Source organism: Pseudomonas sp. BN411 (genome assembly GCF_029871235.1).
Lineage (GTDB): Bacteria > Pseudomonadota > Gammaproteobacteria > Pseudomonadales > Pseudomonadaceae > Metapseudomonas.
Map to the genome: position 1 here is coordinate 104330 of NZ_SSOM01000080.1, position 26007 is coordinate 130336.

Here is a 26007-nt window from a genome sequence, read left to right on the forward strand (position 1 = left end):
CATCAAGCGGTCCGTGTAAGCCAGTTTGGAACTTGCCGTGGGAAAATTTCCCACATCCTCAGGTTAGACCTATGAGGATGGGTGTCAACGACCGGCTATCCGGTGATGCACGCGCACAGAACAACGCCGCCGGCAGGTAATTCTGCCGGCGGCGTTGGGTTGGGGCTGGGAATGGCAGGCCTGTCAGGGCCTGCCAGATGCGGTCACTTGAGGTCGTAGCGATCCAGGTTCATCACCTTGGTCCAGGCGGCGACGAAGTCGCGTACGAAGGCCTGCGGCGAGTCGCTGCTGGCGTAGATCTCCGCAATGGCCCGGAGCTGAGAGTTGGAGCCGAAGACCAGGTCGGCCACGGTGGCGGTCCACTTGACGCTTCCGCTCGCGCGATCACGGCCTTCCAGTACATGCTCGTTGGAGGCGGAGCGCTGCCACTTCGTGCTCATGTCCAGCAGGTTCACGAAGAAGTCGTTGGTCAGCGTTTCCGGGCGCTTGGTGAAGACGCCGTGCTGCGACTTGCCGAAGTTGGCGCCCAGGACACGCAGGCCACCCACCAGGACAGTCATCTCGGGGGCGCTCAGCTTGAGCAGTTGCGCCTTGTCCACGAGCATTTCCGCAGTCGAGCCCTCGTAACCCTTCTTCGCGTAGTTGCGGAATCCATCGGCGAGCGGTTCCAGCACCGCGAAGGACTCGACATCGGTCTGAGCCTGCGACGCATCGGTACGGCCCGGAGCGAAGGGAACGGTCACGCTGACGCCAGCATTCTTCGCAGCAGTTTCGATACCGACGCCACCGGCCAGCACGATCAGGTCGGCGAGGGAGACTTTCTTGCCGGAGGCATTGAAGTCTTTCTGCACGCCTTCCAGTGCCGCGATGACCTTGGCCACTTCAGCCGGTTGGTTGGCTTCCCAGTCCTTCTGCGGAGCGAGACGCAGACGGGCACCGTTGGCGCCACCGCGCTTGTCGCTGCCACGGAAGGAAGCGGCGGCAGCCCAGGCGGTGCCGACCAGCTGCGAAACGGACAGGCCGGTCGCGGCGATCTTGGCCTTCAGGGCAGCCACGTCCTGGTCGTTCACCAGCGGATGGTCGACAGCCGGGACCGGGTCTTGCCAGATCAGCTCTTCTTTCGGCACCAGCGGGCCGAGGTAGCGGCTGCGCGGGCCCATGTCGCGGTGGGTCAGCTTGAACCAGGCGCGGGCGAAGGCGTCTTCCAGCTCCTTGGGGTTGTCCTTGAAGCGCCGGGAAATCTTCTCGTAAGCCGGGTCCATGCGCATCGCCATGTCGGCGGTGGTCATCATCGGCGCGTGGCGCTTGCTCGGGTCGTGGGCGTCCGGCACCACGCCGTCACCCGTCGTTCCCTTGGGCTTCCACTGATGGGCGCCTGCCGGGCTCTTGGTCAGCTCCCACTCATAGCCGTACAGGGTTTCCAGGTAGCTGTTGTCCCATTGGGTGGGAGTCGGCGTCCAGGCGCCTTCCAGGCCGCTGGTGATGGCGTCGTCGGCTTTGCCGCTACCGAAGGCGTTCTTCCAGCCCAGGCCCATTTCGGTGATATCGGCTGCCTCGGGTTCCGCACCCACATTGGCCGCGTCGCCTGCACCATGGCACTTGCCGAAGGTGTGGCCGCCCACGGTAAGGGCTACGGTTTCTTCATCGTTCATCGCCATGCGGGCGAAGGTTTCGCGCACGTCGCGGCCGGAAGCCACGGGGTCGGGATTGCCGTCCGGACCTTGCGGGTTCACGTAGATCAGGCCCATCTGCACCGCGGCCAGCGGATTTTCCAATTGCCGGTCGCCGGAGTAGCGGCTGTTGGGCTTGTCGCTGGTGGCCAGCCATTCATGCTCGGCGCCCCAGTAGACGTCGTCTTCCGGCTCGTAGATATCCACGCGACCACCGCCGAAGCCGAAGGTCTTGAAGCCCATGGACTCCAGCGCAACGTTACCGGTGAGGACCAGCAGGTCGCCCCAGGACAGCTTGTTGCCGTACTTCTGCTTGATCGGCCACAGCAGGCGGCGAGCCTTGTCGAGGTTGCCGTTGTCCGGCCAGCTGTTGAGCGGTGCGAAACGCTGGTTGCCGGTACCGGCACCCCCACGCCCGTCAGCGACGCGGTAGGTACCCGCGGCGTGCCAGGCCATGCGAATGAACAGTGGGCCGTAATGGCCGTAGTCCGCCGGCCACCATTCCTGGGAGTCGGTCATCAGGGCAGTGAGGTCCTTGATCACCGCATTGAGGTCGAGGGTCTTGAAAGCTTCGGCGTAGTTGAATTCCCCACCCAGCGGGTTGGATTCAGCCGAGTGCTGATGAAGGATCTTGAGATTAAGTTGGTTGGGCCACCACTCCGCATTCGATGGCACTACACCGGCGATCACATTCTTCCCTGAGAAAGGGCATTTTGCTTCGCTTGACATGCTTATCTCCTCTTTTTGTCTTCAGCCAACCACTCTATTCAGCTTGGAATCGAGGTAGCGTCCCAGCCAATAGGTTTTGGAAATGGCATTCATAGTAGACAAGGATTATGAATCCCACGTTTGCAGCGACCGCCTGCAAGCCTTGATCTACACGGCTCGCCCGTCGAGATATCGCGGTAGATCAATGGCTTCTGGGGTTTATCGCGCAAAGTGCTGAGGAGATTCAGCGGGTTGATGGAGCGAAGTTTCGTCCATAGGCGAATTTAATCGTGCGGCATGTGCAAAGGGTGGAGACCGCTGGACGATCTCCACCCTTCGCATGCTGGCAATTGCCTTTTCCCTGCCGGTCAATCGAGCTGATATTTCTCCCGCACCAGATGCCCGATCCCCATACGGTCGAGAATGTCCATCGGGCACAGCAAGGTGACGCGCACGGTCCCCGGCAGGCGGCTGATTTCGATGGAGCCGGTGATGGTGGCCCGGTTCAGCACCTCATCGTAGGGCAGCCCGGTAACGTCGGCGGCACGCTGCAGGCCATTCTTGGTGGCGGCGTTGAGGTCCTCGCCACTGCCGATGAAGGTGATGGGGCCATTGCGTTCGACTTCGTGTTGCCCCCAGCGCGCGCCCAGCTCGCCGACCTTGCGGCGTTGTTCGGCGCTCATGGGGCGAGCCATGGGCGGAAGGTCATCGAGGTTCTGCAACAGGATCGGACCATCCAGCCTCAGGTGCTTGATCACCTCCACCGTCAGCTCCGTTTCCCCCGAGACATCCGTCGCGTGGCCGGCGATCTCGCCATTGCCCTGCTGTGCGTGCATATCGCCCATGTACACGCCGGCGCCGGGCACCTTCACCGGGCAGATCAGGATGCAGCCCTCGCGCACCGAGTTGGTGTCCATATGGCCATCGGTCTTGGCCGCATGCAGCGCTTCGCGGGTCAGGCCGTAGCGATGCGGCGCGTCGACCAGGTGCTGGCCGAAATCGGCGCAGTTGTGCGAGTCGGGCATGTCGATGGCTGGCGTGGTGCCGATGTTGCCGAGGAACGGCCGCATGTGGGCGGCCACGCCGGGCATATCGGCGCGCGCCAGGGAAAGGATCGAATGTTGCGCGGCCAGCTCCGGCAAGGCGGACATTTCCGGGGCGTTGCCGGCCAGGCCGTTGGCCACGTCCTGGTTCACCGTCAGACTGACCTGGTTTTCCTGGTCGAACACGATCACGTAGCCGTGGCTGAAGCGGAAGGCGCTGACTTCCGCGCCGCAGTGGTCGCAGCGGATGGCGTCTTCACCAATGCCTTCGACATGGCTGGCCGGGTGCTCGGTACCGCAGGACGAACAGAATTTGGCAACGAAGGGATCGCCGTTGTAGCGACCCTCGACGAACTTCATCACGCCGGAGGAAGTCGCCAGTGAGGTGACGCGCATCCGCCGGATCTTCAGCGCCACGGCGTCACCCACTTCAGCGCCTTCGATCGCCACCGGTTGTGTCACCTCGTGGCCACCCTGGAAAGCCGGCGTGATCATTGGCCCCCAGCACCCCGGCGGCGTGCCCGTGATCAGGGTGCCGCCATCGGCCAGTGGTCCCAGCATGGGCAGGCTGGGACCGATGATGCCGTTGGTGTAGGTCTGGACCCGGAGCTGGTCCACGGCGTAATTCGTATCAGGCAGGTTTCTCGACATGTTGTCTCCCTGGGCCCGCATTGCCTGCGGAAAAAAAGCCCGGAGAGCGGGACTGACCCACTTCCGGGCAATGATTGGCAAGAGCCGTGGTCCGGTGCCCTGCTGGTAGCACCGGTCGGCGGAGGCAGTTCAACCCAGGCTTGTATCCGGGATGTATTGCTCGGGGGCTGGATTCACAAGCACATGTAACGAGGATGGCCCCAGACACAGGCCGATACAGAAACCAGCCGCCAACAGTGAACGTCAGGCCGGGAACCTCAGGAGGGATATGGCGTGGTCAATCATTGGCACGCCCCTTAGACGCTCCACTCCCGTTTGCACTCCATCAGGAAGTCGACGAACGCACGCAGGCGCAGCGGGACGTGGCGGCCATGGGGATACAGCAGCGTGTAAGGGCGGGAGCGCCCGCCGAACTCCTGGAGTACCTCCACCAGCGAGCCCTCTTCCAGCTCCCGCTCGACAATGAAGCGATAGGTCTGGAACAGCCCGGCGCCGTGCTTGGCCAGGGTCACCCCGCCGAGAACGTCATCCGAGCAGCAGTAATTGCCGTTGGCAAAGATTTCCCGTTCCTTGCCGTTCTCGGTGAATAGCCAGGAAATGCGGCGCCCACTGCTGGGAAGCTCGAACTGGATGCAGTCGTGCCGGTCGAGATCATCCAGGGAAGTGGGCGTGCCCACCTTGGCGAGGTATTGCGGCGTGGCGATCACCACCAGCCGTGCATCTTCGAGATGCCGGGCAATCAGCGTCGAGTCAGGCTGGGCGCGCACACGGATCGCCAGATCATAGCCCTCCCCCACGAAGTCGATATTGCGGTTGCTCAGGTGGATGTCGACCCTCACGCCCGGGTGGCGCTCGCGGAATCGCGCGAGCAGCGGCAGGATGCGGTAGTGGCCGTAGGTGGTGGGAATGCTGATGCGCAACTCGCCCGTGGGTTCGAGCTGCTTGCCCATCACTTCACGCTCTGCTTCCACCAGTTGGGTCAGCGCCTGCCGGCATTGTTCGAAGTAGGAGCGACCGCTTTCCGTGAGGCGGATACTGCGGGTCGTCCGCACGAACAGCCGCGTGCCGAGTCGTTCCTCCAAGCGCGAAATCGAGCGGCTCACCGCCGCCGGCGTGACCCCTGCCGACAGCGCCGCCGCAGTGAAACTTCCCTCCTCCGCGGCAAGACAGAAGAGCTCGATGCTGCCTAACTGGATGTCATCAAAGTGGCGCTTCACGATTCATTACACCGGGTATCAACTGAAGTATCCGAGCCTACATTTATCGTCCGAATACGCACAAATATAGTTCGTCCCGTGCAGTCGATCCCGGCACCTTCCGGCCACTGCCAAGGCGCGCCCTGCCCACGGGCAAGTCACAGCCGAGCGCTGACCCGGTGCCACCACCCACCAGTCCTCCCAGGAGGTTCAAGATGCCGTTCGTAAGCGTACGTATCACCCGTGACGGGGTTACCCGGGAACAGAAGGCCCAGGTCATCGCCGAAATCACCGACACCCTGCAACGCGTGCTGGGCAAACGCCCGGATCTCACCCACATCGTCATCGAAGAAGTGGACACCGATAACTGGGGCTATGCCGGCATGACGACCACGGAGTACCGCAAGAACCAGCCTGGATGACGCCCATTCCAGTGCCTCCCGCCTGGCACACGGCCGGGCGGGAATCCCCTGTCCTCGAACCGGAGGCAAGGGTGAACGCAACGTCCACAGTCACGTAACGCCTGAAGGAAAACGGAGAACATTCCGTGAGTGAACCCATCCGAATCGACTTCATCTCGGACCCCGTCTGCCCCTGGTGCGCCATTGCACTGGAAGAACTGGCGCAAGCCCTGGAACGATTGCCGGCGGAATTGGAGATCGAACTGGCCTTCCAGCCGTTCGAACTGAATCCCGATATGCCGGCAGCCGGTCAGGATGCGGTCGAACACATCATGCAGAAATACGGGCGTAGCGCCGCGGATGTCGCCCGCAGCCAGGAGAACATCACCGCCCGTGGACTGGAGATCGGCTTCCACTTCGACCTCAAGAAGCGCACGCACTTCTACAACACCTTTGATGCCCACCGCCTGATGCGCTGGGCCGAAACCAGGGGGCGGGAGCGGCCGCTTGCCCACCTGCTGTTCCGCGCCTACTTCACCGATGGCCGGAACATCAGCGATCGCGAAACGCTTGCCAGCCTGGCCGGCGATGTGGGCCTCGCCCGCGACGCGGCGCTGGAAGTCCTCTCCTCAGGGCAGTTCAGCCGGGAAGTCCAGGAGCGCGAGCACTACTACACCAGCCGCGGCGTGCACGCTGTCCCGGCCGTCGTCCTCAACGGCAAGCACCTGATCAGCGGCGCACAAGCGGCGGACTACTACGAAAAAGCGCTCCGGCAGGTCGCTGTGGAGCGCTGAAAAACACCAACACGACTTTTCCCGTGCCCGGAGGGAACCTCAATGTCACATGACCTGAACCGTCTCGAGGCGGCCCTCGCCAGCCATCCCCGGATGGTGCTGGTGGATGCCCCCACGCCGATCCAGAAGCTATCTCGTCTGAGCCAGCTGGCCGAATTCAACGGCTGCAACTTCTACGTAAAGCGTGACGACCTCACGAGCCTGGGTGGCGGCGGGAACAAACTGCGCAAGCTGGAGTTCCTGCTCGGCGAGGCGTTCGCAGCCGGCGCCGATACCCTGGTGACCTGGGGCGGCCTGCAGTCCAATCACGCCCGCCTGACCGCGGCGGTGGCCGCGCGCCACGGCCTGGCCTGCGAGTTGATCCTCACCCAGTCCGGCGTGCGCACGGACGATGACTATCAGCTCAACGGCAATGTCCTGCTGGACGCCCTGTTCGGTGCGACCATCCATCGCCTGCCCCTCGGAGCGGCCCCGGACGCCTATGCCGCCGAACAGGTGGACCGTCTTACACGCCAGGGCAGGAAGCCCTTCGTCATGCCACTTGGCGGTTCCAGCCCGACCGGCGCGCTGGGCTATGCCGCTTGCGCGGCCGAAATCCTGCAACAGGCAGACGAAGTCGGCGTGCAGTTCCAGCAGATCATCGTGCCCAACGGCAGCAGCGGAACCCAGGCAGGCCTGCTGTCCGGGGTTACCCTGGCCGGCTCCTCAACAGGAATCACTGGTTACTCCGTACTGGGAACCGCCGAGCAGACGCTCGCAACGACCGTGGAAAAGACCCGGCAGACACTGCAGTTACTCGCTCCATCCACGTCGCTGGACGAAAGCGCGGTCAAGGTGGATGGGACACAGCGCGGCGAAGCCTATGGCGCCCCCACCCAGGCGATGCTGGAAGCAACCCGTCTGCTCGCCTCCCACGAGGGGCTGCTGATCGACCCCGTCTACGGCGGCAAGGCATTCGCGGGATTGCTGGCTGCCGCTCGCAACGGTGAGTTTCCGCCCGGCAGCAACCTGCTGTTCGTGATGACGGGTGGGCTGCCGGGCATCTTCGCCTACCGCAGCGCCTACAGCTGACCGGCCGGAATCTGGCCATGGACGGTGGCCAAAGCACTGGCAAGTGGTAATGGCCTGAATGGAAAAGGGAGGCAACGCCTCCCCTTTCCTGCTCTCAATGCCCAATCGGCCGCCATCCCGGCAGCTCATTCATAGCGGAGCTGGCTGATGTCGATGGACACCAGCAATTGCGCCTCGATGGCCCGGCCTTGCTCGTCACGTCGATAGGCCCGCCGTTTGCCGGGCGTGCGCAGGCCCTCCGCTTCGATGTAGTCGGAAACGTACTGCGCGGCCGGCAAGCCTGCGCTGACGTCAAGCTGATAGTCGTGCCGACGCAGCAGGAAATCCTCGCCGAAGTAGAAGTCCTGTACCGCGCAGTGGGTCGCCACGCTCTCCGGGAAATGCACCCGCAGCCGGCGCCAGGTTTCCGCGCCCTCTTCCCACGGCGCCAACTCTTCGACCCTGACGCCTGGCCAGGTGAACAGGAATGGCATGGTCAGATAGGACCAGAGCGCGTAGCCGTTGAAGTAGGCCCGCTGAAGCGGGTCCCAGGGTGTGGTTTCGCCGTGGCCGTGGAATGACGCTATGGGGTCTGCACGCTCGGCCACCAACTGTCCGCTGATGGTCTCGATTGCGATGCGCCCAGGCGTGTAGGCGGTGCGTTTGTCTGGCGCGCCAAAGGGCGTGACCGACGCCCGCTGCTCATGCAGCCAGACGGTCATCTCCCGTGGGTCGCTGTCCTGGGTCAGGCCCTTCAGGCCCCACAGGGTGCCTCCGGTCACTATGCTGGCGCGCACCGTATTGAAGCGGTTCCAGCGGTCCAGTCCGCCGTGGGCGTTCAGCACCTGTTTCAGCAATTCGCAGTTCCCATCACTCATGGCGGAAGTCCTCGGCAGCAGGTTGTGGTGGTCAGTTGTAGCCCGCGCCCACCAACGGCGGATCGTGGGCGAGCAGCACGGAAAGTCGTCTTCAGCGGTCGAGCGGATCGCCGCTGGAACCGGCCTCGGCCGACTGCGGCGATACCTTCTTGCTACCCAGCGGCGTCGTCTGGAAGCAGACACCGCTGGAGTTGCGGTGATTCTCGGTGGCGGCGTTGCTGTGCACGGCAACACCGGCCAGGGAAAAGGCGATGGAGGTCAGCAGGCTCTTCAGGGTCTTCATCGAACTGGATTCCGCTCAGGTTGTGGGCATCGGGCCCAACCAGCTCCAGGCCATCGAGGCTGTCGCTGGTGGCCAGCTCAGTCTCGACGGGGCCGGTGCCCTGCGTGTGTCGCCCAGCACTTGTTTTGCGTGCTCATGTATCCGGCGGCGCCTGGATACAGAGGGACACAACCCGAGCGCGGAGCACGGAGCGGCGCCCTGCCCTTCAAACCGTCACGCCGCGCGCATCCCGTCTCACGGCCTGGGGCGGCACGCCAAAACCACGTATGAAGGCCTCGCGCATGTGGCGCCGGTCGCGGAACCCGGTTTCCCTGGCGACCACATCCAGGGAATGACGGCTCTGTTCGATCATCAGCCGTGCCGCCTCCAGCCGCAGCCCCTCGATGGCCTTGGCGGGCGACTGTCCGGTTTCGGCGGTGAATACCCGGGTGAACTGACGCGGGCTCAGGTGCACGACTTCCGCCAGCTCCTCAACGCCAAGCGGGCGATTCAGGTGATTGCGTGCATAGTTCAGCGCGTTCTGGATGCGGTCCGACTTGGGCGCCAGGTCGAGCATTTCCGAATGCTGGGACTGCCCACCGGAGCGGCGCTGATGCATCACCAGCTTGTGCGCCACCGAACGCGCCGCCTCCGCGCCCAGGTCCTTCTCCACCATGCCGAGGGCGAGGTCGAGCCCCGCAGTCATGCCGGCTGAGGTCCAGATCGGCTCGTCGACGATGTAGATGCGGTCATCCTCGACATCGATGTCCGGAAATCGCTTGCGCATTTCGAGAGCGAAGGCCCAGTGGGTCGTCGCACGGCGCCCGGCCAGCACGCCCGCCTCAGCCAGCACGAAGCCACCGGTGCAGACACCGGCCGTGCGTCGCGCCTGGCTAGCGGCCTGGCGCACGAAGTCGAGGACGGCCTGGGGAGGTGGCTCCGCCAACGGGTCGTTGACCCCAACGACCATCCAGGTGTCCGCCAGGCGAGGCGCATCGAGTGCATGGGTTTCGATCGCGAGCCCCAGCGAAGAGCGCACCAGACCGCCGTCCGGCGAGTAATTCTGGATGCTGTAGAAGGGTTCCCGGGCCACGAGGTTGGCGAACTCGAATACGGTCTGGGTGGCCAGTGAAAGGACCTGGAAACCATCCGTCAGCAGATAGCCGATTCGATGCATGTGTACCTCCCGGGATGTCCTGAAACATGACTATAAATGTCATTTAAGACATCGTAAATCCGCAGCACTCTGTTCTCCAGTCCCACCCACCCTGGAGCAACAACATGACTCACTCACATCCCGGCACCGCCCTCATCTCCGGCGCTTCGTCCGGTATCGGTGCGATCTACGCCGACCGCCTGGCCCGCCGTGGCCATGACCTGATCCTGGTGGCTCGCAACCGCGAGCGCCTGAATGCGCTGGCCCGTCGCTTGAGCGATGAGACCGGGCGAAACGTGGAAGTCGTGGTCGCCGACCTGGCCAACAAGGAGGACCTCGCACGGGTCGAGAACATCCTTCGCACCGATGCCAGCATCACGACGCTGGTGAACAATGCCGGCATCGGCGCGACCCGCCCTCTTCTCGAGTCGAACGTCGACAAGCTGGACGACTTGCTCACCCTCAACGTGAACGTGCTGACGCGCCTGACCTACGCCGCAGCACCCGTTTTCGTCGCCCGTGGCGGCGGCACCATCATCAATATCGCTTCGATCGTCGCCATCGCGCCGGAGGTCCTCAACGGTGTGTACGGGGGCTCCAAGGCCTACGTGCTCGCGTTCAGCCAGTCCCTGCACAAGGAACTGCAGGAGAAGAACGTCCGGGTGCAGGTCGTGCTCCCCGGCGCAACCGCGACCGACTTCTGGGAGATCGCCGGCACGCCGGTGGAGTACCTTCCCAGTGCCATCGTCATGAAGGCGGAAGACATGGTGGACGCGGCGCTTGCCGGTTTCGACCAAGGCGAGTTCGTCACCATTCCCGCCCTTCCGGACATCGCCGACCTGGATGCCTATGAAGCTGCGCGGCAGAAACTGATGCCGAACCTGTCGTTGAGCGCTCCCGCCGCACGCTACAGCCGCTGAAACACCTGCTCGCCCTAACCCAAGCCGCAAAACAATGCGGGGGCCACTTCTGTGGTGCCCCGCAGTCGGCGTTTTCATGGGCTGAATGCCTGCTGCCAGGCGATCTCGATTGATTACACAAGGTATCAACTGAAGTAAGGGAAACCCGATTTATCGGCGCTTCACTCACAAATATAGTCCGCCTCACCAGCAGCTAATCCCTTCGATCAGCTGCTACGGCAAGCCCCCTGAGCCTATTTGTGAGGAAACCACCATGAGCAAGAAAACTGTCGTTATCACCGGCGCTTCCAGCGGTATCGGCCTGGGCCTGGCCAAGGCCTTCCTCGACGCCGGCTACAACGTCGTCGGCACCGCCCGCTCCGCCGAACGCCTGCAAGAAGCCGCCGCCAGCCTGGGTAACCCGGCCAGCTTCGTCGGCGTCGCCGGTGACGTGGCCGACCCGGCCGCCGCCCGCAAGGCTTTCGCCACCGCGATCGAAGCCTTCGGCAGCGTCGAAGTGCTGGTCAACAACGCCGGTTTCTTCCTGGCCAAGCCCTTCATCGAGTACAGCCCGGAAGACCTGGAAGCCCTGCTGGACACCAACCTCAAGGGCGTGGTCTACACCTCCCAGGTGGCGGCCGCGCACATGCAGCAGCAAGGCGGTGGCCACATCGTCAACATCTCCGCTTCGGTGGCCCTGCAACCCAACATCAGCGTTCCGGCTGCCCTTCCGGTACTGATCAAGGGCGGCGTCAACCAGATGACCCGCGCCCTGGCCCTGGAACTGTCGCCGCACAACATCCAGGTGAACGCAGTCGCCCCCGGCATCATCGACACCCCGATGCACGACCCGGCCTCCCGCGACTTCCTCAACAACCTGGCGCCGGCCGGCCGTGTGGGCACGGTTGAAGAGATCGCCGAAGCCGTTCTGTACCTGGCCGGCGCGAACTTCACCACCGGCGTTGTCCTGGCCGTGGACGGCGGTATGAGCACCGGTAAGTGGTGATGACCTGAAGGCTGATTCGTAGGGTGCGCCGCGCGCACCAGGGGTTGAGCCACGCGCGGCGTCGCCCCTGCAGTTGGTGCGCGCAGCACACCCTACGGTCACGATTGGCTTTCCCGAGGGAGCGATCGCCCCTCGACTAGCGAGTCTTCTGCCCCGCCTCCAATTCGCCAAGAATCCGATAGGCCAGCTTCACCCGCTCCTCATTCGGGTAATTCTTGTTGGCCAGCAGCACGATGCCGAGTTGTTTCTCCGGCACGAAAGCTACGTAGGCACCGAAGCCATCGGTGGCTCCAGTCTTGTTGACCCAGACTGCCTTCTGCGGCGGCAGCGGCGGTTCGATGGCGGTGACCGCGTGGCTTTCCAGCACCATCTGGCTGCCATTGCCTTTCACCAGCGTCTCCAGCGCCACCGGGTAGCTGTACTGCTCCCAGATCAGGTCCTGGGTCATGGCGCCGACCTTGTAGTAGCCTGTCCGGGTCGCGTCGATGGCGCGTTGCAGCCCGGCCTCCAGCGGAACCCGGCCGAGATGGGCCTCGACGAAATGCAGCAGGTCCTTGCTGCTGGTCTTCACCCCGTAGGCCTCGTTGGCCAGCATCGCCGGATTCACCCGTACCGGGGCATCGTGCTTGTTGTAGCCCTGGGCGTAGCGCGGCATCGCATCAGCCGGAACCTCGATGAAGGTATTGCCCATGCCCAGCTTCGGCAGCAGCACGCTTTCCATGGCGGCGACGTAAGGCTTTTCCAGGCTGCTGGCCGCTACCACTCCCAGCAGGCCGATGCTGGGATTGGCGTAGGTCCGGTAGGTGCCAGGCGCGTAGCGCGGCTGCCAGGCGCGGTAGTAGTCCATCAACTGTTGCCGGGTGCGGACGCCATCCGGCAGTTGCAGTGGAAAGCCGCCGGCCGTGTGGGTGGCCAGGTTGATCAGCGTCACCTGGTCGAGCTTGCTGCCCTTGAGCTCCGGCAGGTAACGGCTGGGGCTCGCAGTGAGCTGGAGCTTGTCGAGCGTTTCGGCGTAGGTGGCCAGCGCGACGGTCAGGGTCTTGCTGACCGAGCCGACTTCGAAAAGCGTATCGCTGGTAACGGCTTGCTGCGTCGCCTTGGACGCCACGCCGTAGTTGTAGAAGCGCTGCTCGCCCTGGGCGGTGACCCCAATGGCCAGGCCAGGAATGCCGTATTGCTGCATGACCTGGCGAGCCGCCTGCTGGACGCTGGCACCGAGAGCCGTCGGCAGCTCGCGGGCCATGGCCTGGCTGGCGAGGCTGACCGCCAGCGTAAGCAGGAGTGAAGGTGCGCAGTACTTTCCTGTCGGGCGCATCGGAAGGGTCCTTCGGTCATGAATGGGTGGGAGAACCTACCACCTCGGGCAGGTGCTTCCAAAACCCGTCCATGACCGGGTGTTGCGCAATCAGGTCGCGCTGGCGCCCTTAACGGCCGCATCGCGCTCCTGAAGGAGCTTCTGGATGACCGCCTCCTGCTCTTCATAGTCGCCCTCACCGATGTGCAGCGTGCGCACACGCCCATTGGCATCGATGAAGTAGTGCGCCGGCCAGTACTGGTTGGTGAAGGCATTCCAGATGCGGTACTGGTTGTCGATGGCCACCGGGTGCTTCACGCCCAGGCGGACGGTCGCCTCGCGCACGCTGTCGATGATCCGCTCGAAGGGGTACTCGGGCGTGTGCACGCCGATCACCACCAGGCCCTTGTCGGCGTAACGCTCCGCCCATTGATTCACGTACGGCAGGCTGTTCCGGCAGTTGATGCAGTCGAAGGTCCAGAAATCCACCAGCACCACCTTGCCGCGCAGCTGCTCGTTGCTGAGCGGCGGGCTATTGAGCCACTGGGTGGCGCCATCGAGCGACGGCATCGCGCCCAGGTCCGGCAGTTGGCCGACATCCGCGGCACGGGCACTGCTCACCAGTTTCTCCAGAAGCACCGGAACGCCGTCGATCACCTTGCGCTCCAGCGCTGAGGCCAGGCGCGAGTCACCCACGCCAGCCAGCCGATCCGTGGTGCCACTGGCGATGCCGACCACCGCCAGCAAGGCCAGCGCACCGGCGCCGCGACGCAGCCATTCCACGGTTCCCAACGACAGCTTCGCGCGCTGGAAGGCGCCACGGCCGAGGAAAATCAGCGCCCCCATCGCCACGGCGCTGCCGAGGCCATAGCTGAGAAGCAACAGGCTGGTGGATGCGCTGGGGCCGTTGAGCATGGCGCCGGACAGGATCAGGCCCAGGATGGGGCCGGCACAGGGCGCCCACAGCAGGCCAGCGGCAAACCCCATCAGCCAGGCTGAAAGCGTCGGCGGCAGGCGCCGGGCATCGCCGTGCAAACGGTCACCCAGCCACAGCCAGGGGCGCGACACAAAGGTGCCGAAGCGGTTGGACAACAGGGCCAGCGCAGACACAGCCAGCAGCACCAGGGCGAGGTAGCGACCCCACTGGCTGGCATGGATCACCCACTCGCTGGAGACCACCGCCAGGCTCGCCAGCACGGCAAAGCCCGAAGCCAGGCCGACCAGGGTCAGCAAGGGCGACCAGGCCGGGCCGCCGGCGCGGGAAAACAGCAGGGGCAGGACAGGAAGAACGCAGGGACTGAACAGCGTCAGCACCCCGCCGAGAAAGGCGACAAGATACATGGACACCTCGATGAAAATTGGGCCCGCAGGCTCCGGGCTGGCGATTCGCGCCGTCAGTGGCGCTGGAAACGGGGGGCGTGGTTCAGTTTTCGTTGCCGCACGCGTCGGCCAGCTTGCGATACGCCAGACTGTGCTGCTGTCCGCTGGAGTCCAGGTAATCCATGCGCGCATCCACCACCTGGCACAAGACGGACGGTTCTTCGTGAATGGACACCACTTTGTTGATATCCAGGTGCATGCCGTAGCGGTACGGCTCTGGCGTGACGTTTCCCGCGGCCTGGGCCGCCAGGCTTGCGAAACTGAAGGTGGCTGCCAGCAGGCAGGCGCTCAGGGACAGAGTTTTCATGGAGGTCTCCTCACCAATGGGAAATGGGGCGGATGCACCACTGCATCCGTTGGGCCCAATTCCAGCGGTGGGAGGTATCGCCGATGTGTCCACGGCGGCCTGCGATTGCCCTTCCAGGTATCTGCAAGCATTCCGGATACAGAGAGATACTTTCGACCAAAGTGCAATCGCAGGTATCAGCAAAGCGCTGGATACACTGCAATACAAAGGGCAGCGGGCAAGCTCCGCGCGGCCCGATACACTAGGTCGCGAATCGAGCAGAACGAGGTTTGTCCATGGACCATGTCGATCACATCCTGATCGTTGACGACGACCGGGAAATCCGAGAACTCGTCGGCAACTACCTGAAGAAGAACGGCCTGCGCGTGAGCCTGGCGGCAGATGGCCGGCAGATGCGCACGTTCCTCGAAGGCAACACGGTCGACCTGATCGTCCTCGACATCATGATGCCCGGCGACGATGGCCTGCGCCTTTGCCGGGAGCTGCGCGTGGGCAAGCACAAGGCGACGCCGGTGCTGATGCTGACCGCCCGCAATGATGAGACCGATCGCATCATCGGCCTGGAAATGGGCGCCGACGATTACCTCACCAAACCCTTCTCCGCCCGCGAGCTGCTGGCGCGCATCAATGCGGTGCTGCGGCGCACGCGGATGCTGCCCCCGAACCTGCAGATCAGCGAAAGCAGCCGGCTGATCGGCTTCGGCAAATGGCGTCTGGACACCACCGCGCGCCACCTGCTGGACGCCGAAGGCACCCTGGTGGCCCTGAGCGGCGCCGAGTACCGCCTGCTACGGGTCTTCCTCGACCATCCGCAGCGGGTGCTCAGCCGCGACCAGCTGCTCAACCTCACCCAGGGCCGCGAGGCGGATGTGTTCGACCGCTCCATCGACCTGCTGGTGAGCCGCCTTCGTCAGCGCCTGCAGGACGACCCTCGCGAGTCTGCCTATATCAAGACGGTGCGCAGTGAGGGCTATGTCTTCTCGCTGCCCGTGCAGCTGATCGAGCCGTCGACGTGATGTCCCTGCCCCGCTGGCCGAGCACCCTGGCCGCACGCCTGGCGCTGATCTTCCTGACCGGGCTGGTGCTGGCCTATGGGCTGTCCTTCGCCTCGCAGTTCTACGAGCGCTACCAGACCGGCCGCAACGTGATGCTCGGCAACCTGGAGAACGACGTCAGCACCGCCGTGGCGCTGATCGACCGCCTGCCTGCGGATGAACGTGCCACCTGGCTGTCGCTGCTGGAACGGCGCAACTACCGCTACCGGCTCGATGAAGGCCAGCCGGGTGTCCCCATGGACATGGCCAATCCCCATATGGCCGCTGCGTCCATAGAGCGGGCCATTGGCGAGCGTTTTCCGGTTCGCTTCGAGAACATTCCCGGCCCGACGCCCCACTTCCAGGGTCACCTGACGCTGAGCGACGGCCGACCGCTCACCATAGACGTCACCCCCGGCCCGATTCCCGTGGCGCAGTGGCTGCCGGTGGTATTGCTTCTGCAACTGGCTGTGCTGCTGGTCTGCACCTGGCTGGCAGTACGCATGGCGATCGGGCCTCTGACCCGCCTGGCCCAGGCCGTTGACCACCTCGACCCGGACGCCTCTGGCCCGGTGCTGGATGAGCGCGGGCCACAGGAAGTCGCCTACGCCGCCCGCGCCGTCAACTCATTGCAAGGGCGCATCGGCGCCTACCTGAAAGAGCGCATGCAACTGCTGGCAGCCATCTCCCACGACCTGCAGACCCCCATCACCCGCATGAAATTGCGTGTAGAGCAGATGGACGCCTCGGTCGAACGCGAGCGCCTATGGAGCGACCTGAATGAAATGCAGCACCTGGTGCGCGAAGGCGTCGCCTATGCGCGCAGCATGGACGGCACCAGCGAAGCCCTGTGCCGGGTCGACCTCGACGCCTTCCTCGACAGCCTGGTATGCGACTACCAGGACAGCGGCCAGGCTGTGAACCTCGCCGGTTCCAGCGGCATGTTGCTGGAAACCCGCCCCCATGCATTGCGCCGGGTGCTCAGCAACCTGATCGACAACGCCCTGAAATTCGGCGGCAGCGCCCAGTTGGAAGTTCAGCGCGATGTACAGGGCAAGGTCCTGGTGCAGGTACTGGATGAAGGTCCGGGCATTGCCGAGGAGGAACTGCAGGAAGTGTTCAAACCCTTCTATCGGGTCGAGAGCTCGCGCAACCGCAGCACTGGCGGCACCGGCCTTGGGCTGGCCATCGCCCAGCAACTGAGCCAGGCCCTGGGCGGCCGCCTGACCCTTTCCAACCGCGACAGCGGAGGCCTCTGCGCCCAGCTGGAACTGGGTGCCAACGCCTGAGGCAACCTACACAGCGATACACAACGGGATACGGCAGGACACATCCGGGACAAGCCCCCACGCCAACATGGACGCAAGAGCAGCAACGGCATCCCGCCGCTGCACCCGGACCCAAGGAGCCCGCCCATGTCCAGCCTTGCCCTCTCCCCGTTCAAGTTTGCCTTCAACCAGCTTGACCGCATCGGCGCCTGGAGCGCCGACCTGCCGCTGCGCCTGTTCCTCGCCTGGGAGTTCTTCGAATCCGGTCTGGAGAAATGGAACGGCCAGAACTGGTTCGTCGATATCCAGTCCGCCTTTCCCTTCCCGTTCAATGTGATTCCGGCTGACCTCAGCTGGCAGATGTCGATGTGGGCCGAGCTGATCGCCCCCCTGCTCCTGCTGCTGGGCCTGGGTACCCGCTTCGCCACCTTCGTACTCATGGTGCTGACCGTTGTGGCCATCGCTGCCGTGCACTGGCCGGAACACTGGTCGAGCCTCTCGGAACTCGCCCAGGGTTACGCCATCACCAACAAGGGCTACGGCAACTACAAGCTGCCGCTGATCTACCTGATCGCCGCTATGCCCCTGCTCCTCAGCGGCGCCGGACGCTTCAGCCTCGATCATCTGCTGTTCCGCCGGAAAGCCTGACCGGTCGGAGACGGAAAAGCCCGCGCATCTGAAGGGGTGCGCGGGCTTTTTTGTGGGGGGAATTCATTCGCGAAAGGACTGGGCACCAAGCTAGCCGATGGCAGCCCTCACCCCAACCCTCTCCCAGAGGGAGAGGGGGCTGTCCGTGCCGGGGTTCAGCCTGGGCACTTCCCTGTAGGGGCGAATTCATTCGCTTTGGCCGGTATACGAGCGCGACGCGGTGTCGCCCCACAATCGGTGCGCACAGCGCACCCTACCAATGCGTAGGGTGAACGCGAGCGAAGCTATACCCGCCCTTGCACGGATGAACGCTGCAGATCAGTTGTGAGGATTGTGGAAAATGCCTGTCAGGCGCTGCCCACGGAGGTTCTTGCACACCCATTTGTAGACCGGGTAGCCCAGGAGTGAGAACACCGCAGCGAAGAATGCACCGAACAGCGGAAACATAATGAAATTCACCAGGACGTTGTCGAATCGTTCCAAGGTGACCATCCCCAGCCAGTTGGCGATAAAGAGGATCAACGCCCAGCCGATACCCCCGCAAAAGGCGCTGAGGGCCGTCACGAGCATTAGCGAAAAGACATTCAATTGCACCGAACAGAATTGATAGGTCTTGTTGGGTTCGCTTGCCGTCGGTCCTTCCACGACAGAGTCTCCTCTTGTGCTCGTTGAGTTCGATGCATGTCTTGCAGTCGTGCATTACGGAATTGGCCGAAGTCTAGCTACAGGTCAGGTGACCCGCCCACAAAAAAGCCCGCACACCTCGAAAGGTGCGCGGGCTTCTTTGCAGCAGTGGCGACTCAGGGAATCTCGAAGGTCACTTCGATATTGCCGCGGGTGGCCTTGGAGTACGGGCAGAGTTGGTGGGCTGCTTCCACCAGGCGGGCTTTGACGTCGGTGGCGAGGCCAGGCAGTTCGACGGTCAGTTTCGCCGCCAGGGCGAAGCCACCGTCAGCGGTGTTACCCAGAGCGATGTCGGCGGCTACCGCCACGTCATCCGGCAGGCGGATCGATTGAGCCTGGCCGGCGCGACGCAGGGCGCCAATGAAGCAGGCCGACCAGCCCACGCCCAGCAACTGTTCCGGGTTGGTGCCCGGCCGGCCAGAACCGGGTGGGCTCAGGCGCACAGCAAGTTCGCCGTCGGAGGACTTGCCCTGGCCGTCACGGCCGCCGGTGGTCCGGGTCTGGCCGGTATAGAGGGTCTTTTCAAGAATCGCGGTCATCATTCAACTCCACTCGGTAGATACGCCGGCAAACACCGGCAACAGCTTGCGCCTCAGGCCCGGGTGCCAAGCACCACGCCTTGGGCACGCAGGTTTTCCAGCAGGGTCAGGCCCTGCGGCAGGATGGTTTCAGCCTCCGCACCGATGGCTTCGGCCAGAGCTTCCAGGTGTTTGCGGCCCGAGCCGCTCCGCTCCTGCAGCGACGCCAGCAGCGCATGGGCCAAGGGCGCCAGGCGGGAGAAATGCACCTTCTGGTCGGCGCCGCGGCGCGCCAGTACCAGGGTCGGCTGCTCGGGCGCTTGCTGCGGCAGGTAATCGGGGCCGATCTCGGTCACCGGCCATTGGTACGCCAGGGGCCAGGCCAGGTTCGACAGCACGGGCTCCCCTTCAAGCAGGTCGCCCTTGGGATCGTGGGTTGGCTCTCGGCTGTCGCTCAGCAGCAGCGCAGCCTCCACCCACTCGTAATGGGCCAGTTCCACCACCCAAGGCGGCAAGTCGAGGGCGTCCCCTCCCCCTTCGGCCAGAAAGTCGACGAACTCTCCGGAAATTTCGGTAAACAAGGGCGTCTGGCAGCGGTATTGCGCATAGAAGGTGTCGATCAGCGCCCGCCACTTTTCGGGGCCTAGGCTGGCACGGAGCACCGGGAAACCGCCCGACAGCAGCGACTCCACATTGCCGAAGAACAATTGCCGGTAAACCGCCAGGCGACGCGCCTCGATGCCCGGCGGCGGTGCGTTGTTCTGCGGGTCGCGAACGTAGCGGGCCAGGCTCATCAGCTGGTCATGCAGCACCTCATGCACGGCGCACCTCCGGCCAGGCGATGGCGGCCTGCTGGCGCGTGCGGATCTGTTCCACCTCGCCCAGCAGCTCAGCCAGGGGCGGGAAATTGAAGTCGCGTTCCAGCAGGGTCGGCAGCGCACCGAAGCGTTGGTAGGCCTGTTCCAGCAAGGTCCAGACATCGCCTTTCACGGTGGCGCCGTGTGTATCGATCTTCAGGTCCGGCGCTTCGTCGTAGTGGCCGGCCACATGCATGTACACCACTCGCTCCACTGGCAGCGCGGCCAGGTAGGCGGCGGCGTCGTAACCGTGGTTGATCGAGTTGACGTAGAGGTTGTTGACGTCCAGCAGCAGGTCGCAGTCGGCCTCCTCCAGTACCGCGCGGAGGAAGTCGATCTCCTGCAGCGCCTGATAGGGCGCGGCGTAGTAGGAGATATTCTCCACGGCGATGCGCCGCTCCAGGGCGTCCTGGGCCTGGCGGATGCGCGAGGCGACATGGCGCACCGACTCGTCGGTGAAGGGCAACGGCAACAGGTCGTAGAGCTGGCCGTCGTCCGAGCAGTAGCTCAGGTGCTCGCTGAAGAAGGCCACGTTGTGGCTGTCGAGGAATTCGCGGATGCGCTGCAGCAATTCGCGATCCAGGGGTGCCGGTCCGCCAAGGGATAACGACAGGCCGTGACAGGCCAGCGGGAATCGTTCGGCGAGACTGGCCAGGCCATCACCCTGGCGACCGCCGACCTTGATCCAGTTGTCCGGCGTGCACTCCAGGAAATCCACCGCGCCGGCATCCATCGCCAGCAGTTCGGGCAATAGCACGCGACGCAAGCCGAGACCTGCGCCAGAGGGGAAGGAGGCAGTGCTCATGGGTCATTCTCCAGGCTGTGGAACCCCTCCCCGGCCAGCGGCACAGGGAGGGTGGGATGAAGCGGATCAGCTCTTGGCCTTGCTCATTTGCACGAACAGCTCGGTGGGGACCTTCTTGCCGTTGGAGATGTACTGGTTGGTGCGGAACTTGTAGACCTCACCCTCGGAGAGGAAGCCGTCCTTGTTGGTGTCCATGGCGATGAACTCCGCTTCGCCCTGGGGCGCCACGGTCAGCAGTTCCTTGCGGGAAACCAGGCCGTCGTCGTCGGTGTCGGTACGGGCGAAGGAGGCGTCGCCGCACTTGCCTTCACCACATTTGCCTTCGGCAGCCTTGGCTTGGGTGTTGCTGGCTTCTGCGGCGCCACATTTGCCTTCACCGCACTTGCCTTCGGCTGCCTTGTCGGCGGCGGCCAGCTGGTAGCCCTGGGGCAGAGCCTCCACGGCGAAGGCGGTGGAAGTGGCGAGGTTCAGGCCGCCAGCCAGGGCGACAGCGATCAGGCCAATGCGGGTTTTGTTCGAGATCTGGGTACGGGACATGGTGTTTCTCCGGGTATGGGTAGCGGGTTGGTAACCCTGGAGCGAGGCGTTTGGACTGACCTCGTTCGGGTGTGGCCATTTCGCCTCAGCCATGTATCCGCGACGTATCTGTGGCCGGAAGCATTTGTAAGCGAGTCAACGGAGAAAGAGGCCGGATACAAAGGGATACAGGGCGCCCAAGCCCTTGCACGGTCCCGGATTGAAGCCTCCGAGGAATCCTTTGTGCCAACCCGGCGGTGGAATGCGGCTAAACTTCGCCGTTCATTTATGTGAAACGCTTCGCATCTAGGGTTCGCTGATGGACTCCATCCGCGTAACCCCTGATCCCTGTCGCCAGACCGAACGGCCTCTGCGCCGCCCGAGCTGCGACTCGCTATCTGTACGAGTGCCTTGCCTTATGGAAGAAACCCCAACGACCCTGGTCCTGTTGCCGGGCCTGCTGAACGACGAGCGCCTCTGGGCGCACCAGGCCGCTGCCCTCGCCGACGAGGTAGACATCCATATTCCCGACCTCACCCGTGATGACAGCATTGCCGCCATGGCCCGGCGCGTGCTGGACGAAGCCCCAGAGCAGTTCGCCCTGGCGGCACTATCGATGGGTGGTTACGTTGCCTTCGAAATCATGCGTCAGGCCCCGGAAAGGGTCCTGCGCCTTGCGCTGTTCGACACCATGGCCAGCCTCGACTCGCCGGAGCGCGCCGCAACCCGCAAGGGACTGCTGGAACTTGCCGAGCGCGGTCGCTTCGTCGGTGTCAGCCCGCAACTGATGCCGCGTCTGATCCACCCTCGCTGGCTGGACTCCCAGGTATCCGCCACCGTGCAGCAAATGGCTTCGGCCGTGGGCAAGGACGGTTTCGTGCGCCAGCAGCAGGCGATCATCAAGCGAGACGATTCCCTGCCCATGCTGGGCGACATCCAGGTGCCCACCCTGATCGTGGTCGGTGCCGACGACCAGCTCACGCCGGTGTCCGAAGCCTGGCTGATGCATGAACGCATCACCGGCTCGCGATTGGAGATCCTCGAACATTGCGGCCACCTGCCACCGCTGGAAGAGCCCGAACTGACCACCATCCTGCTGAGGGAATGGCTGGCGGTGGAGTTCGATGGCCGGGGTGTGCGGGACTTCGTCTACACCTACTGACGGTGTGCAAACCCGTCATTGCGACGGGGCCGCCATTCGGTGCCGTGCAGGGACGGGAGCGATTCGCTTGGCTATGTCTGCGTTAGCTGTTGCCAGAGATCGACCATCGGTCTTGGAGCCTTGTAGGAGCTAGCTTGCTAGCGAAAAGGGGCCATTCGCTGGCAAGCCAGCTCCTACGGGCAATGCAGCTACTTGCAACACTTTATGCAGACATAGCCATCAGCGTCGCCCCGCATCTGTGCCGACTCAGGCCTTGGCGGTAGCCAGGAAGGCCCCCACGCGCCGACCCATTTCTTCGCCCAGGGCCTGCAGGCCACTCATGGGACGGACCATCACTTCGAAGTCGACGATCTTGCCCTGCTCATCGAAGCGGATCATGTCGATGCCCTTCAGCTCCCGCCCATCGACGTTGGCACTGAACTCCAGCACCACGCTGCTGCCATCGGCCGTGGCCAAGTGACGGTGATAGGTGAAGTCGACGAAGACCTTGAGCACGGTGTTGAGGATGGTGGAAACCACCTTCACCCCCGGATAAGGCGTGTGGGCCATGGGCGAGCGGAACACCACGTTCGCCGCGAGCAGTTCAGGCAGTTCGCTGAGGTCTTTCTGCGCGACCATTTCGTGCCAACGCTCAAGCGAGGCGGCGGCCTGGGGATGCAGGTTCAGTTCGGACATGCTGTGTTCCTCCCAATTGTTCTTCTTGTGACGGCATACCCGCCACGCACTGGGGCGGCGGACAGCCTGGTGAGGAAGGACGATACGAGCCGGCATACCCCGGCTCAATGATCGAAAATGACAGTCGAATGATCCTGCCGCACAACTTTTGCCGGCCGTTCAGTGGCGCGCGCGGGTCACCAGGAAGTTCTGCAGTTGCGGGTCATCATCCACTTCGATGGCATGCACCGGACGCGGCAGCTGGTCCAGCACCGTGCGCCAGAAGGCGGCGGCCGTCTCATCCTGGCCATAAAAACGCACCAGCCAGTTGCCCTCCCCGCTCGTCAGCACCTGGGTGGCCAGGGCACAACCAATACCCAGCCGGCGGTACTTCTTCAGGACGAACAGGTCGGCCAGTTCCAGGGCATCGATCCCCGGCAGCTCGCTGCGTTCGATCAGCAGGAACCCGGCAATGAAACCGTCCACCAGGATCAGGTTGGCGCTCCACTGAGGCTCCTGCCAGTAACGCGCCAGGTGCTCGTCGTGGATGTAGAAACGGCCGTCCACCTCCACGTCTTCCTGCTCCCAGTCCGAAGACTCGTAGGCATAGAACTGGTACAGGTTGCGGATCAGCTCGGCGTGCTCCGGGCCGGTTTCCACCAGCTCTACCGTGGCATCGCTCATGGCCGGGCCTCACCGAAGCGGTGACGGGGAACGCAGTGGCGGATCGAAGGCATGGGCATCTCGTTGAACAGGCATCTGGGCGGGGCGGTCATTCTAACGGACCGGAAGGATGCCTGTGATCACCAAGCCCGGTGGCAGGAGGCCCATTAGCCCCCTGCCCCGCAGCCCCCTCAAACCAGCGGCAGGTGCTTGGTCACGCAGTGGATCCCACCACCGCCGGCGGCGATCGGGTCGATGTTGAGCTGTTCCACCACCCGCCCCGGATAGAGCGTCGTCAGCAGGTCCTTGCAGTACTTGTCCGCTGCCGCGTCGCCGAACTGCGGGGCGATGACGGCACCATTGATCGGCAGGTAGTTGATGTAGCCCGGCGCGAAATCCGGGTTGTTGCTGGTGTACTGGTTGCTGCGCACCTTCAGGGGCGGCGGCAGGGTGTGCACCACCAGCTTGCGGCCATCGGCATCGGTGGCGGCATTGAGGATTTCCAGGTGCTTGCGGGTGACCGCGTAGTCGTAGGACTTGGGGTCGTTGTCCAGGTTGGCGATCACCACGCCCGGCTTGACGAAACGCGCGTAGAAGTCGACGTGGGCATCGGTGATGTCCTTGTCCTTGATGCCGGGCAGCCAGATGATTTTGCGCAGGCCGAGATTGGCCTTCAGCTCGGCCTCGATCTGCGCCTTGCTCATGCCCGGATTGCGGTTGCTGTTCACCCAGCAGCTCTCGGTCATGATCGCGGTGCCGTGGCCGTCCACCTCGATGCCACCGCCCTCGCCCACCAGCGCGCTGCGAATGTAGTTGGCCTCCATTTCGTAGCTGAGGGTGTCAGCCACGCGGGTGTCGTTCGCCGCCGTCTGCTTGCCGCCCCAGCCGTTGAAATTGAAGTCCACCAGGCCCAGGCCGCCCGCCCCATCCACCACGAAGCAGCCGCCGTAGTCCCGGACCCAGACATCATCCAGCGCCAGGGTGATGAATTCGATATTGGTGGTGCCGCATTTGCTCTTGGCCTGGGCCAATTGGCTGGCGCGGCACAGCACGGTGACCGGTTGGTACTTGGCAATGGTCTTGGCCAGTTGGGCGATGGTGTTGTTCACCGCCGTCTCCCAGCCCTGCCAGACGCGGGAAGATGCCGCGAACGCAAGGATCACCCGTTCCTGCCGGGCGTGTTCGTCGGGCATGAACCAACTGCTGGCCAGCGCCGCGGAAATGCGGGCCGCATCCAGGCCAAGGCCCAGGGAGGCGACGGCGCCAATTCCGCTGGCAGCCATCATCTGCTTGATGAAGTCACGGCGAGTAGACATGCAAAGTCCTCAGTTGAGTGGGATTGCGGGGCGCAGCATCACCCTGCCCGGGTGGCGCCCCGCGCTCTCGACAGTTGGCGGTTTCAGTGGTGGATGGAGGTCTTGAAGGTGGTCCAGGCGCGCATTCGCGCACGCATGTCACGCTGCGGGATGTCCTTGCCGGGTATCAGCCGCGCGTAGGTCGCCTCGTCCACGTAGATATCCGGGTTGTTGCGCATGTCGTCGGCCACCATGGGCCGCGCCTTGGCACTGGAGGTGGGATAGCCGGTGGCATTGCTGATCGCCGCCATGTTCTCGGGGCGCATGATGAAGTTGATCAAGGCGTAAGCGTACTCAGGGTGTTTGGCATCGGCGGGGATGGCCATGGTGTCCATCCAGACCGTGGTGCCTTCGACCGGTATGCGGTACTGGAAGTTCGTCGCCTTGCCCGCCTCGTCCGAGGCGCGCTGGGCCTGGGTCATGTCGCCGCTGTAGCCAAGGGACAGACAGATATCGCCATTGACCAGTTGGGTAACCGGCTGCGACTGGAACTTGCGGATGTACGGCTTGATGGAACCGAGCAACGCCACCGCCTCGGCCAGTTCGGCCGGCTTGCTGCTGCGCGGGTTATGTCCAAGGTAATTCAGCACCACGGCCAGCACTTCGTCGGGCGAGTCGATCATCGAGATACCGCAGTCGGCGAACTTCGCCGCCAACTCGGGCTTGAGGATCAGGTCCAGGCTGTTGACCGGCGCGCCGGCCAGGCGCTTGTCGATCATCTGCTGGTTGTACGTCAGGCCGATGGTGCCCCAGGTATAGGGCACCGTTGCGTGGCGTGAGTACGGGTAGCGGGTTTGCAGCGTGCGCAGGCCGGGCTCGATGTCAGCCAGGTGTTCGAGCTTGCCCGGATCCAGCTTCTGCAGGGCGCCGGCACGCATCAGCCGTTCGGCCACGGTGTCGCCGGGGAAGATCAGGTCATAGCCGCTGTGGCCGGACATCATCTTCGCTTCCAGGGTCTCGCTACTGTCCATCACGTCGTAGATGACCTGGATGCCGGTTTCCTTGGTGAAGGCGCTCAAGGTGTCCGGCGCGAAGTAATCCGCCCAGTTGTACAGACGCAGGATCTTCTCCTCGGCCTGGGCGGCGAATTGCGCGCAGCCCAGGCCGAGGCCCAACGAGACGATCAACAGCTTCTTGATGGCATTCAT

General features: G+C 63.8%; 27 protein-coding genes. 9 read left to right on the top strand and 18 right to left on the bottom strand.

Annotation, left to right across the window (positions count from 1 at the left end; translation table 11 throughout):
• Positions 1-203: 203 nt before the first annotated feature.
• From katG to E8F06_RS23455, 3 genes are all read right to left on the bottom strand, one after another.
• Positions 204-2399, bottom strand: a complete 2196-nt coding sequence (gene katG, locus E8F06_RS23445; RefSeq protein WP_280371543.1) for a catalase/peroxidase HPI — start codon at positions 2397-2399, stop codon at positions 204-206.
• A 347-nt stretch (positions 2400-2746) separates the two neighbouring features.
• Entirely contained in the window at positions 2747-4072 is a 1326-nt protein-coding gene (locus tag E8F06_RS23450) for an acetamidase/formamidase family protein (protein ID WP_280371545.1), read from the bottom strand.
• A 296-nt stretch (positions 4073-4368) separates the two neighbouring features.
• The gene (locus E8F06_RS23455; RefSeq protein WP_280371547.1) at positions 4369-5289 is read right to left on the bottom strand and encodes a LysR family transcriptional regulator; all 921 of its coding nucleotides are present in this window, start codon (positions 5287-5289) and stop codon (positions 4369-4371) included.
• 194 nt (positions 5290-5483) lie between these two features.
• Between E8F06_RS23455 and E8F06_RS23460 the strand changes: the two genes are divergently transcribed.
• The 3 genes from E8F06_RS23460 to E8F06_RS23470 all read left to right on the top strand — a co-directional run bounded on the left by E8F06_RS23460 (position 5484) and on the right by E8F06_RS23470 (position 7534).
• Positions 5484-5690 carry a 4-oxalocrotonate tautomerase family protein gene (locus E8F06_RS23460; protein WP_271407487.1) on the top strand — a complete coding sequence of 69 codons (207 nt, stop codon included), beginning with the start codon at positions 5484-5486 and terminating at the stop codon, positions 5688-5690.
• 125 nt (positions 5691-5815) lie between these two features.
• The gene (locus E8F06_RS23465) at positions 5816-6463 is read left to right on the top strand and encodes a DsbA family oxidoreductase (protein WP_280371551.1); all 648 of its coding nucleotides are present in this window, start codon (positions 5816-5818) and stop codon (positions 6461-6463) included.
• Positions 6464-6505: 42 nt separating this feature from the next.
• On the top strand, positions 6506-7534 hold the full coding sequence (locus E8F06_RS23470) for a D-cysteine desulfhydrase family protein (protein WP_280371553.1): 1029 nt from the start codon (positions 6506-6508) through the stop codon (positions 7532-7534).
• Positions 7535-7659: 125 nt separating this feature from the next.
• Here the strand turns inward: E8F06_RS23470 and E8F06_RS23475 are convergent, their stop codons facing one another.
• The 3 genes from E8F06_RS23475 to E8F06_RS23485 form a co-directional block, all read right to left on the bottom strand.
• Positions 7660-8391 (bottom strand): hypothetical protein, encoded by a 732-nt coding sequence (locus tag E8F06_RS23475; RefSeq protein WP_280371555.1) that lies wholly within the window; start codon positions 8389-8391, stop codon positions 7660-7662.
• Between the two features lie 91 nt (positions 8392-8482).
• A complete protein-coding gene (locus tag E8F06_RS23480; protein WP_280371557.1) occupies positions 8483-8674 on the bottom strand; it encodes a hypothetical protein in 192 nt (63 codons plus the stop codon).
• A 205-nt stretch (positions 8675-8879) separates the two neighbouring features.
• Positions 8880-9830 (bottom strand): GlxA family transcriptional regulator, encoded by a 951-nt coding sequence (locus E8F06_RS23485; RefSeq protein WP_280371559.1) that lies wholly within the window; start codon positions 9828-9830, stop codon positions 8880-8882.
• A gap of 104 nt (positions 9831-9934) precedes the next feature.
• On the opposite strand from E8F06_RS23485, the gene E8F06_RS23490 reads away from it, so the two are divergent.
• Entirely contained in the window at positions 9935-10729 is a 795-nt protein-coding gene (locus E8F06_RS23490; RefSeq protein ID WP_280371560.1) for an SDR family oxidoreductase, read from the top strand.
• A 253-nt stretch (positions 10730-10982) separates the two neighbouring features.
• Complete coding sequence (locus E8F06_RS23495) at positions 10983-11714, top strand: SDR family NAD(P)-dependent oxidoreductase (protein ID WP_280371562.1); 732 nt, start codon at positions 10983-10985, stop codon at positions 11712-11714.
• Between the two features lie 136 nt (positions 11715-11850).
• On the opposite strand, the gene ampC is transcribed toward E8F06_RS23495, so the two are convergent.
• The 3 genes from ampC to E8F06_RS23510 all read right to left on the bottom strand — a co-directional run bounded on the left by ampC (position 11851) and on the right by E8F06_RS23510 (position 14695).
• Positions 11851-13029 carry a class C beta-lactamase gene (gene ampC / locus E8F06_RS23500; protein ID WP_280371564.1) on the bottom strand — a complete coding sequence of 393 codons (1179 nt, stop codon included), beginning with the start codon at positions 13027-13029 and terminating at the stop codon, positions 11851-11853.
• Positions 13030-13119: 90 nt separating this feature from the next.
• Positions 13120-14349 carry a redoxin family protein gene (locus E8F06_RS23505; RefSeq protein WP_280371566.1) on the bottom strand — a complete coding sequence of 410 codons (1230 nt, stop codon included), beginning with the start codon at positions 14347-14349 and terminating at the stop codon, positions 13120-13122.
• A gap of 82 nt (positions 14350-14431) precedes the next feature.
• On the bottom strand, positions 14432-14695 hold the full coding sequence (locus E8F06_RS23510) for a DUF2790 domain-containing protein (protein WP_280371567.1): 264 nt from the start codon (positions 14693-14695) through the stop codon (positions 14432-14434).
• A gap of 275 nt (positions 14696-14970) precedes the next feature.
• Here E8F06_RS23510 and E8F06_RS23515 point away from each other — a divergent pair, with 275 nt between their 5' ends.
• From E8F06_RS23515 to E8F06_RS23525, 3 genes are all read left to right on the top strand, one after another.
• Positions 14971-15711, top strand: a complete 741-nt coding sequence (locus E8F06_RS23515; RefSeq protein ID WP_280371568.1) for a response regulator — start codon at positions 14971-14973, stop codon at positions 15709-15711.
• The gene (locus E8F06_RS23520; RefSeq protein ID WP_280371570.1) at positions 15711-17018 is read left to right on the top strand and encodes a HAMP domain-containing sensor histidine kinase; all 1308 of its coding nucleotides are present in this window, start codon (positions 15711-15713) and stop codon (positions 17016-17018) included. Before E8F06_RS23515 ends, E8F06_RS23520 begins: the two co-directional genes overlap by 1 nt.
• A gap of 126 nt (positions 17019-17144) precedes the next feature.
• The gene (locus tag E8F06_RS23525) at positions 17145-17645 is read left to right on the top strand and encodes a DoxX family protein (RefSeq protein WP_280371572.1); all 501 of its coding nucleotides are present in this window, start codon (positions 17145-17147) and stop codon (positions 17643-17645) included.
• Between the two features lie 318 nt (positions 17646-17963).
• Here the strand turns inward: E8F06_RS23525 and E8F06_RS23530 are convergent, their stop codons facing one another.
• From E8F06_RS23530 to E8F06_RS23550, 5 genes are all read right to left on the bottom strand, one after another.
• The gene (locus E8F06_RS23530; RefSeq protein ID WP_280371574.1) at positions 17964-18290 is read right to left on the bottom strand and encodes a hypothetical protein; all 327 of its coding nucleotides are present in this window, start codon (positions 18288-18290) and stop codon (positions 17964-17966) included.
• Positions 18291-18445: 155 nt separating this feature from the next.
• Positions 18446-18868, bottom strand: a complete 423-nt coding sequence (locus E8F06_RS23535) for an organic hydroperoxide resistance protein (RefSeq protein ID WP_280371576.1) — start codon at positions 18866-18868, stop codon at positions 18446-18448.
• 53 nt (positions 18869-18921) lie between these two features.
• Complete coding sequence (locus tag E8F06_RS23540; protein ID WP_280371578.1) at positions 18922-19668, bottom strand: putative DNA-binding domain-containing protein; 747 nt, start codon at positions 19666-19668, stop codon at positions 18922-18924.
• A complete protein-coding gene (locus tag E8F06_RS23545; protein ID WP_280371579.1) occupies positions 19661-20509 on the bottom strand; it encodes a DUF692 domain-containing protein in 849 nt (282 codons plus the stop codon). The genes E8F06_RS23540 and E8F06_RS23545 overlap by 8 nt, the downstream gene beginning before the upstream one ends.
• A gap of 66 nt (positions 20510-20575) precedes the next feature.
• A complete protein-coding gene (locus E8F06_RS23550; RefSeq protein ID WP_280371581.1) occupies positions 20576-21046 on the bottom strand; it encodes a hypothetical protein in 471 nt (156 codons plus the stop codon).
• A 397-nt stretch (positions 21047-21443) separates the two neighbouring features.
• Between E8F06_RS23550 and E8F06_RS23555 the strand changes: the two genes are divergently transcribed.
• Positions 21444-22187 (top strand): alpha/beta fold hydrolase, encoded by a 744-nt coding sequence (locus E8F06_RS23555; protein WP_280371582.1) that lies wholly within the window; start codon positions 21444-21446, stop codon positions 22185-22187.
• Between the two features lie 246 nt (positions 22188-22433).
• Here E8F06_RS23555 and E8F06_RS23560 read toward each other — a convergent pair whose 3' ends face one another.
• From E8F06_RS23560 to E8F06_RS23575, 4 genes are all read right to left on the bottom strand, one after another.
• Positions 22434-22862 carry a nuclear transport factor 2 family protein gene (locus E8F06_RS23560; RefSeq protein ID WP_280371584.1) on the bottom strand — a complete coding sequence of 143 codons (429 nt, stop codon included), beginning with the start codon at positions 22860-22862 and terminating at the stop codon, positions 22434-22436.
• Between the two features lie 159 nt (positions 22863-23021).
• A complete protein-coding gene (locus E8F06_RS23565) occupies positions 23022-23525 on the bottom strand; it encodes a GNAT family N-acetyltransferase (protein ID WP_280371586.1) in 504 nt (167 codons plus the stop codon).
• Positions 23526-23695: 170 nt separating this feature from the next.
• Positions 23696-24820: an agmatine deiminase family protein gene (locus E8F06_RS23570; RefSeq protein ID WP_280371588.1), complete on the bottom strand. Its 1125-nt coding sequence runs from the start codon at positions 24818-24820 to the stop codon at positions 23696-23698.
• An 83-nt stretch (positions 24821-24903) separates the two neighbouring features.
• Complete coding sequence (locus E8F06_RS23575) at positions 24904-26007, bottom strand: extracellular solute-binding protein (RefSeq protein WP_280371590.1); 1104 nt, start codon at positions 26005-26007, stop codon at positions 24904-24906.

Coding starts and splice junctions, on each gene's coding strand:
- E8F06_RS23485 (WP_280371559.1), bottom strand. CDS start 9,830: ATGCATCGAATCGGCTATCTGCTGACGGATGGTTTCCAGGTCCTTTCA.
- E8F06_RS23490 (WP_280371560.1), top strand. CDS start 9,935: ATGACTCACTCACATCCCGGCACCGCCCTCATCTCCGGCGCTTCGTCC.
- E8F06_RS23560 (WP_280371584.1), bottom strand. CDS start 22,862: ATGTCCGAACTGAACCTGCATCCCCAGGCCGCCGCCTCGCTTGAGCGT.
- E8F06_RS23505 (WP_280371566.1), bottom strand. CDS start 14,349: ATGTATCTTGTCGCCTTTCTCGGCGGGGTGCTGACGCTGTTCAGTCCC.
- E8F06_RS23495 (WP_280371562.1), top strand. CDS start 10,983: ATGAGCAAGAAAACTGTCGTTATCACCGGCGCTTCCAGCGGTATCGGC.
- E8F06_RS23525 (WP_280371572.1), top strand. CDS start 17,145: ATGTCCAGCCTTGCCCTCTCCCCGTTCAAGTTTGCCTTCAACCAGCTT.
- E8F06_RS23480 (WP_280371557.1), bottom strand. CDS start 8,674: ATGAAGACCCTGAAGAGCCTGCTGACCTCCATCGCCTTTTCCCTGGCC.
- E8F06_RS23460 (WP_271407487.1), top strand. CDS start 5,484: ATGCCGTTCGTAAGCGTACGTATCACCCGTGACGGGGTTACCCGGGAA.
- E8F06_RS23575 (WP_280371590.1), bottom strand. CDS start 26,007: ATGAATGCCATCAAGAAGCTGTTGATCGTCTCGTTGGGCCTCGGCCTG.
- E8F06_RS23570 (WP_280371588.1), bottom strand. CDS start 24,820: ATGTCTACTCGCCGTGACTTCATCAAGCAGATGATGGCTGCCAGCGGA.
- E8F06_RS23450 (WP_280371545.1), bottom strand. CDS start 4,072: ATGTCGAGAAACCTGCCTGATACGAATTACGCCGTGGACCAGCTCCGG.
- E8F06_RS23510 (WP_280371567.1), bottom strand. CDS start 14,695: ATGAAAACTCTGTCCCTGAGCGCCTGCCTGCTGGCAGCCACCTTCAGT.
- E8F06_RS23470 (WP_280371553.1), top strand. CDS start 6,506: ATGTCACATGACCTGAACCGTCTCGAGGCGGCCCTCGCCAGCCATCCC.
- E8F06_RS23515 (WP_280371568.1), top strand. CDS start 14,971: ATGGACCATGTCGATCACATCCTGATCGTTGACGACGACCGGGAAATC.
- katG (WP_280371543.1), bottom strand. CDS start 2,399: ATGTCAAGCGAAGCAAAATGCCCTTTCTCAGGGAAGAATGTGATCGCC.
- E8F06_RS23545 (WP_280371579.1), bottom strand. CDS start 20,509: ATGAGCACTGCCTCCTTCCCCTCTGGCGCAGGTCTCGGCTTGCGTCGC.
- E8F06_RS23565 (WP_280371586.1), bottom strand. CDS start 23,525: ATGAGCGATGCCACGGTAGAGCTGGTGGAAACCGGCCCGGAGCACGCC.
- ampC (WP_280371564.1), bottom strand. CDS start 13,029: ATGCGCCCGACAGGAAAGTACTGCGCACCTTCACTCCTGCTTACGCTG.
- E8F06_RS23550 (WP_280371581.1), bottom strand. CDS start 21,046: ATGTCCCGTACCCAGATCTCGAACAAAACCCGCATTGGCCTGATCGCT.
- E8F06_RS23555 (WP_280371582.1), top strand. CDS start 21,444: ATGGAAGAAACCCCAACGACCCTGGTCCTGTTGCCGGGCCTGCTGAAC.
- E8F06_RS23535 (WP_280371576.1), bottom strand. CDS start 18,868: ATGACCGCGATTCTTGAAAAGACCCTCTATACCGGCCAGACCCGGACC.
- E8F06_RS23520 (WP_280371570.1), top strand. CDS start 15,711: ATGTCCCTGCCCCGCTGGCCGAGCACCCTGGCCGCACGCCTGGCGCTG.
- E8F06_RS23475 (WP_280371555.1), bottom strand. CDS start 8,391: ATGAGTGATGGGAACTGCGAATTGCTGAAACAGGTGCTGAACGCCCAC.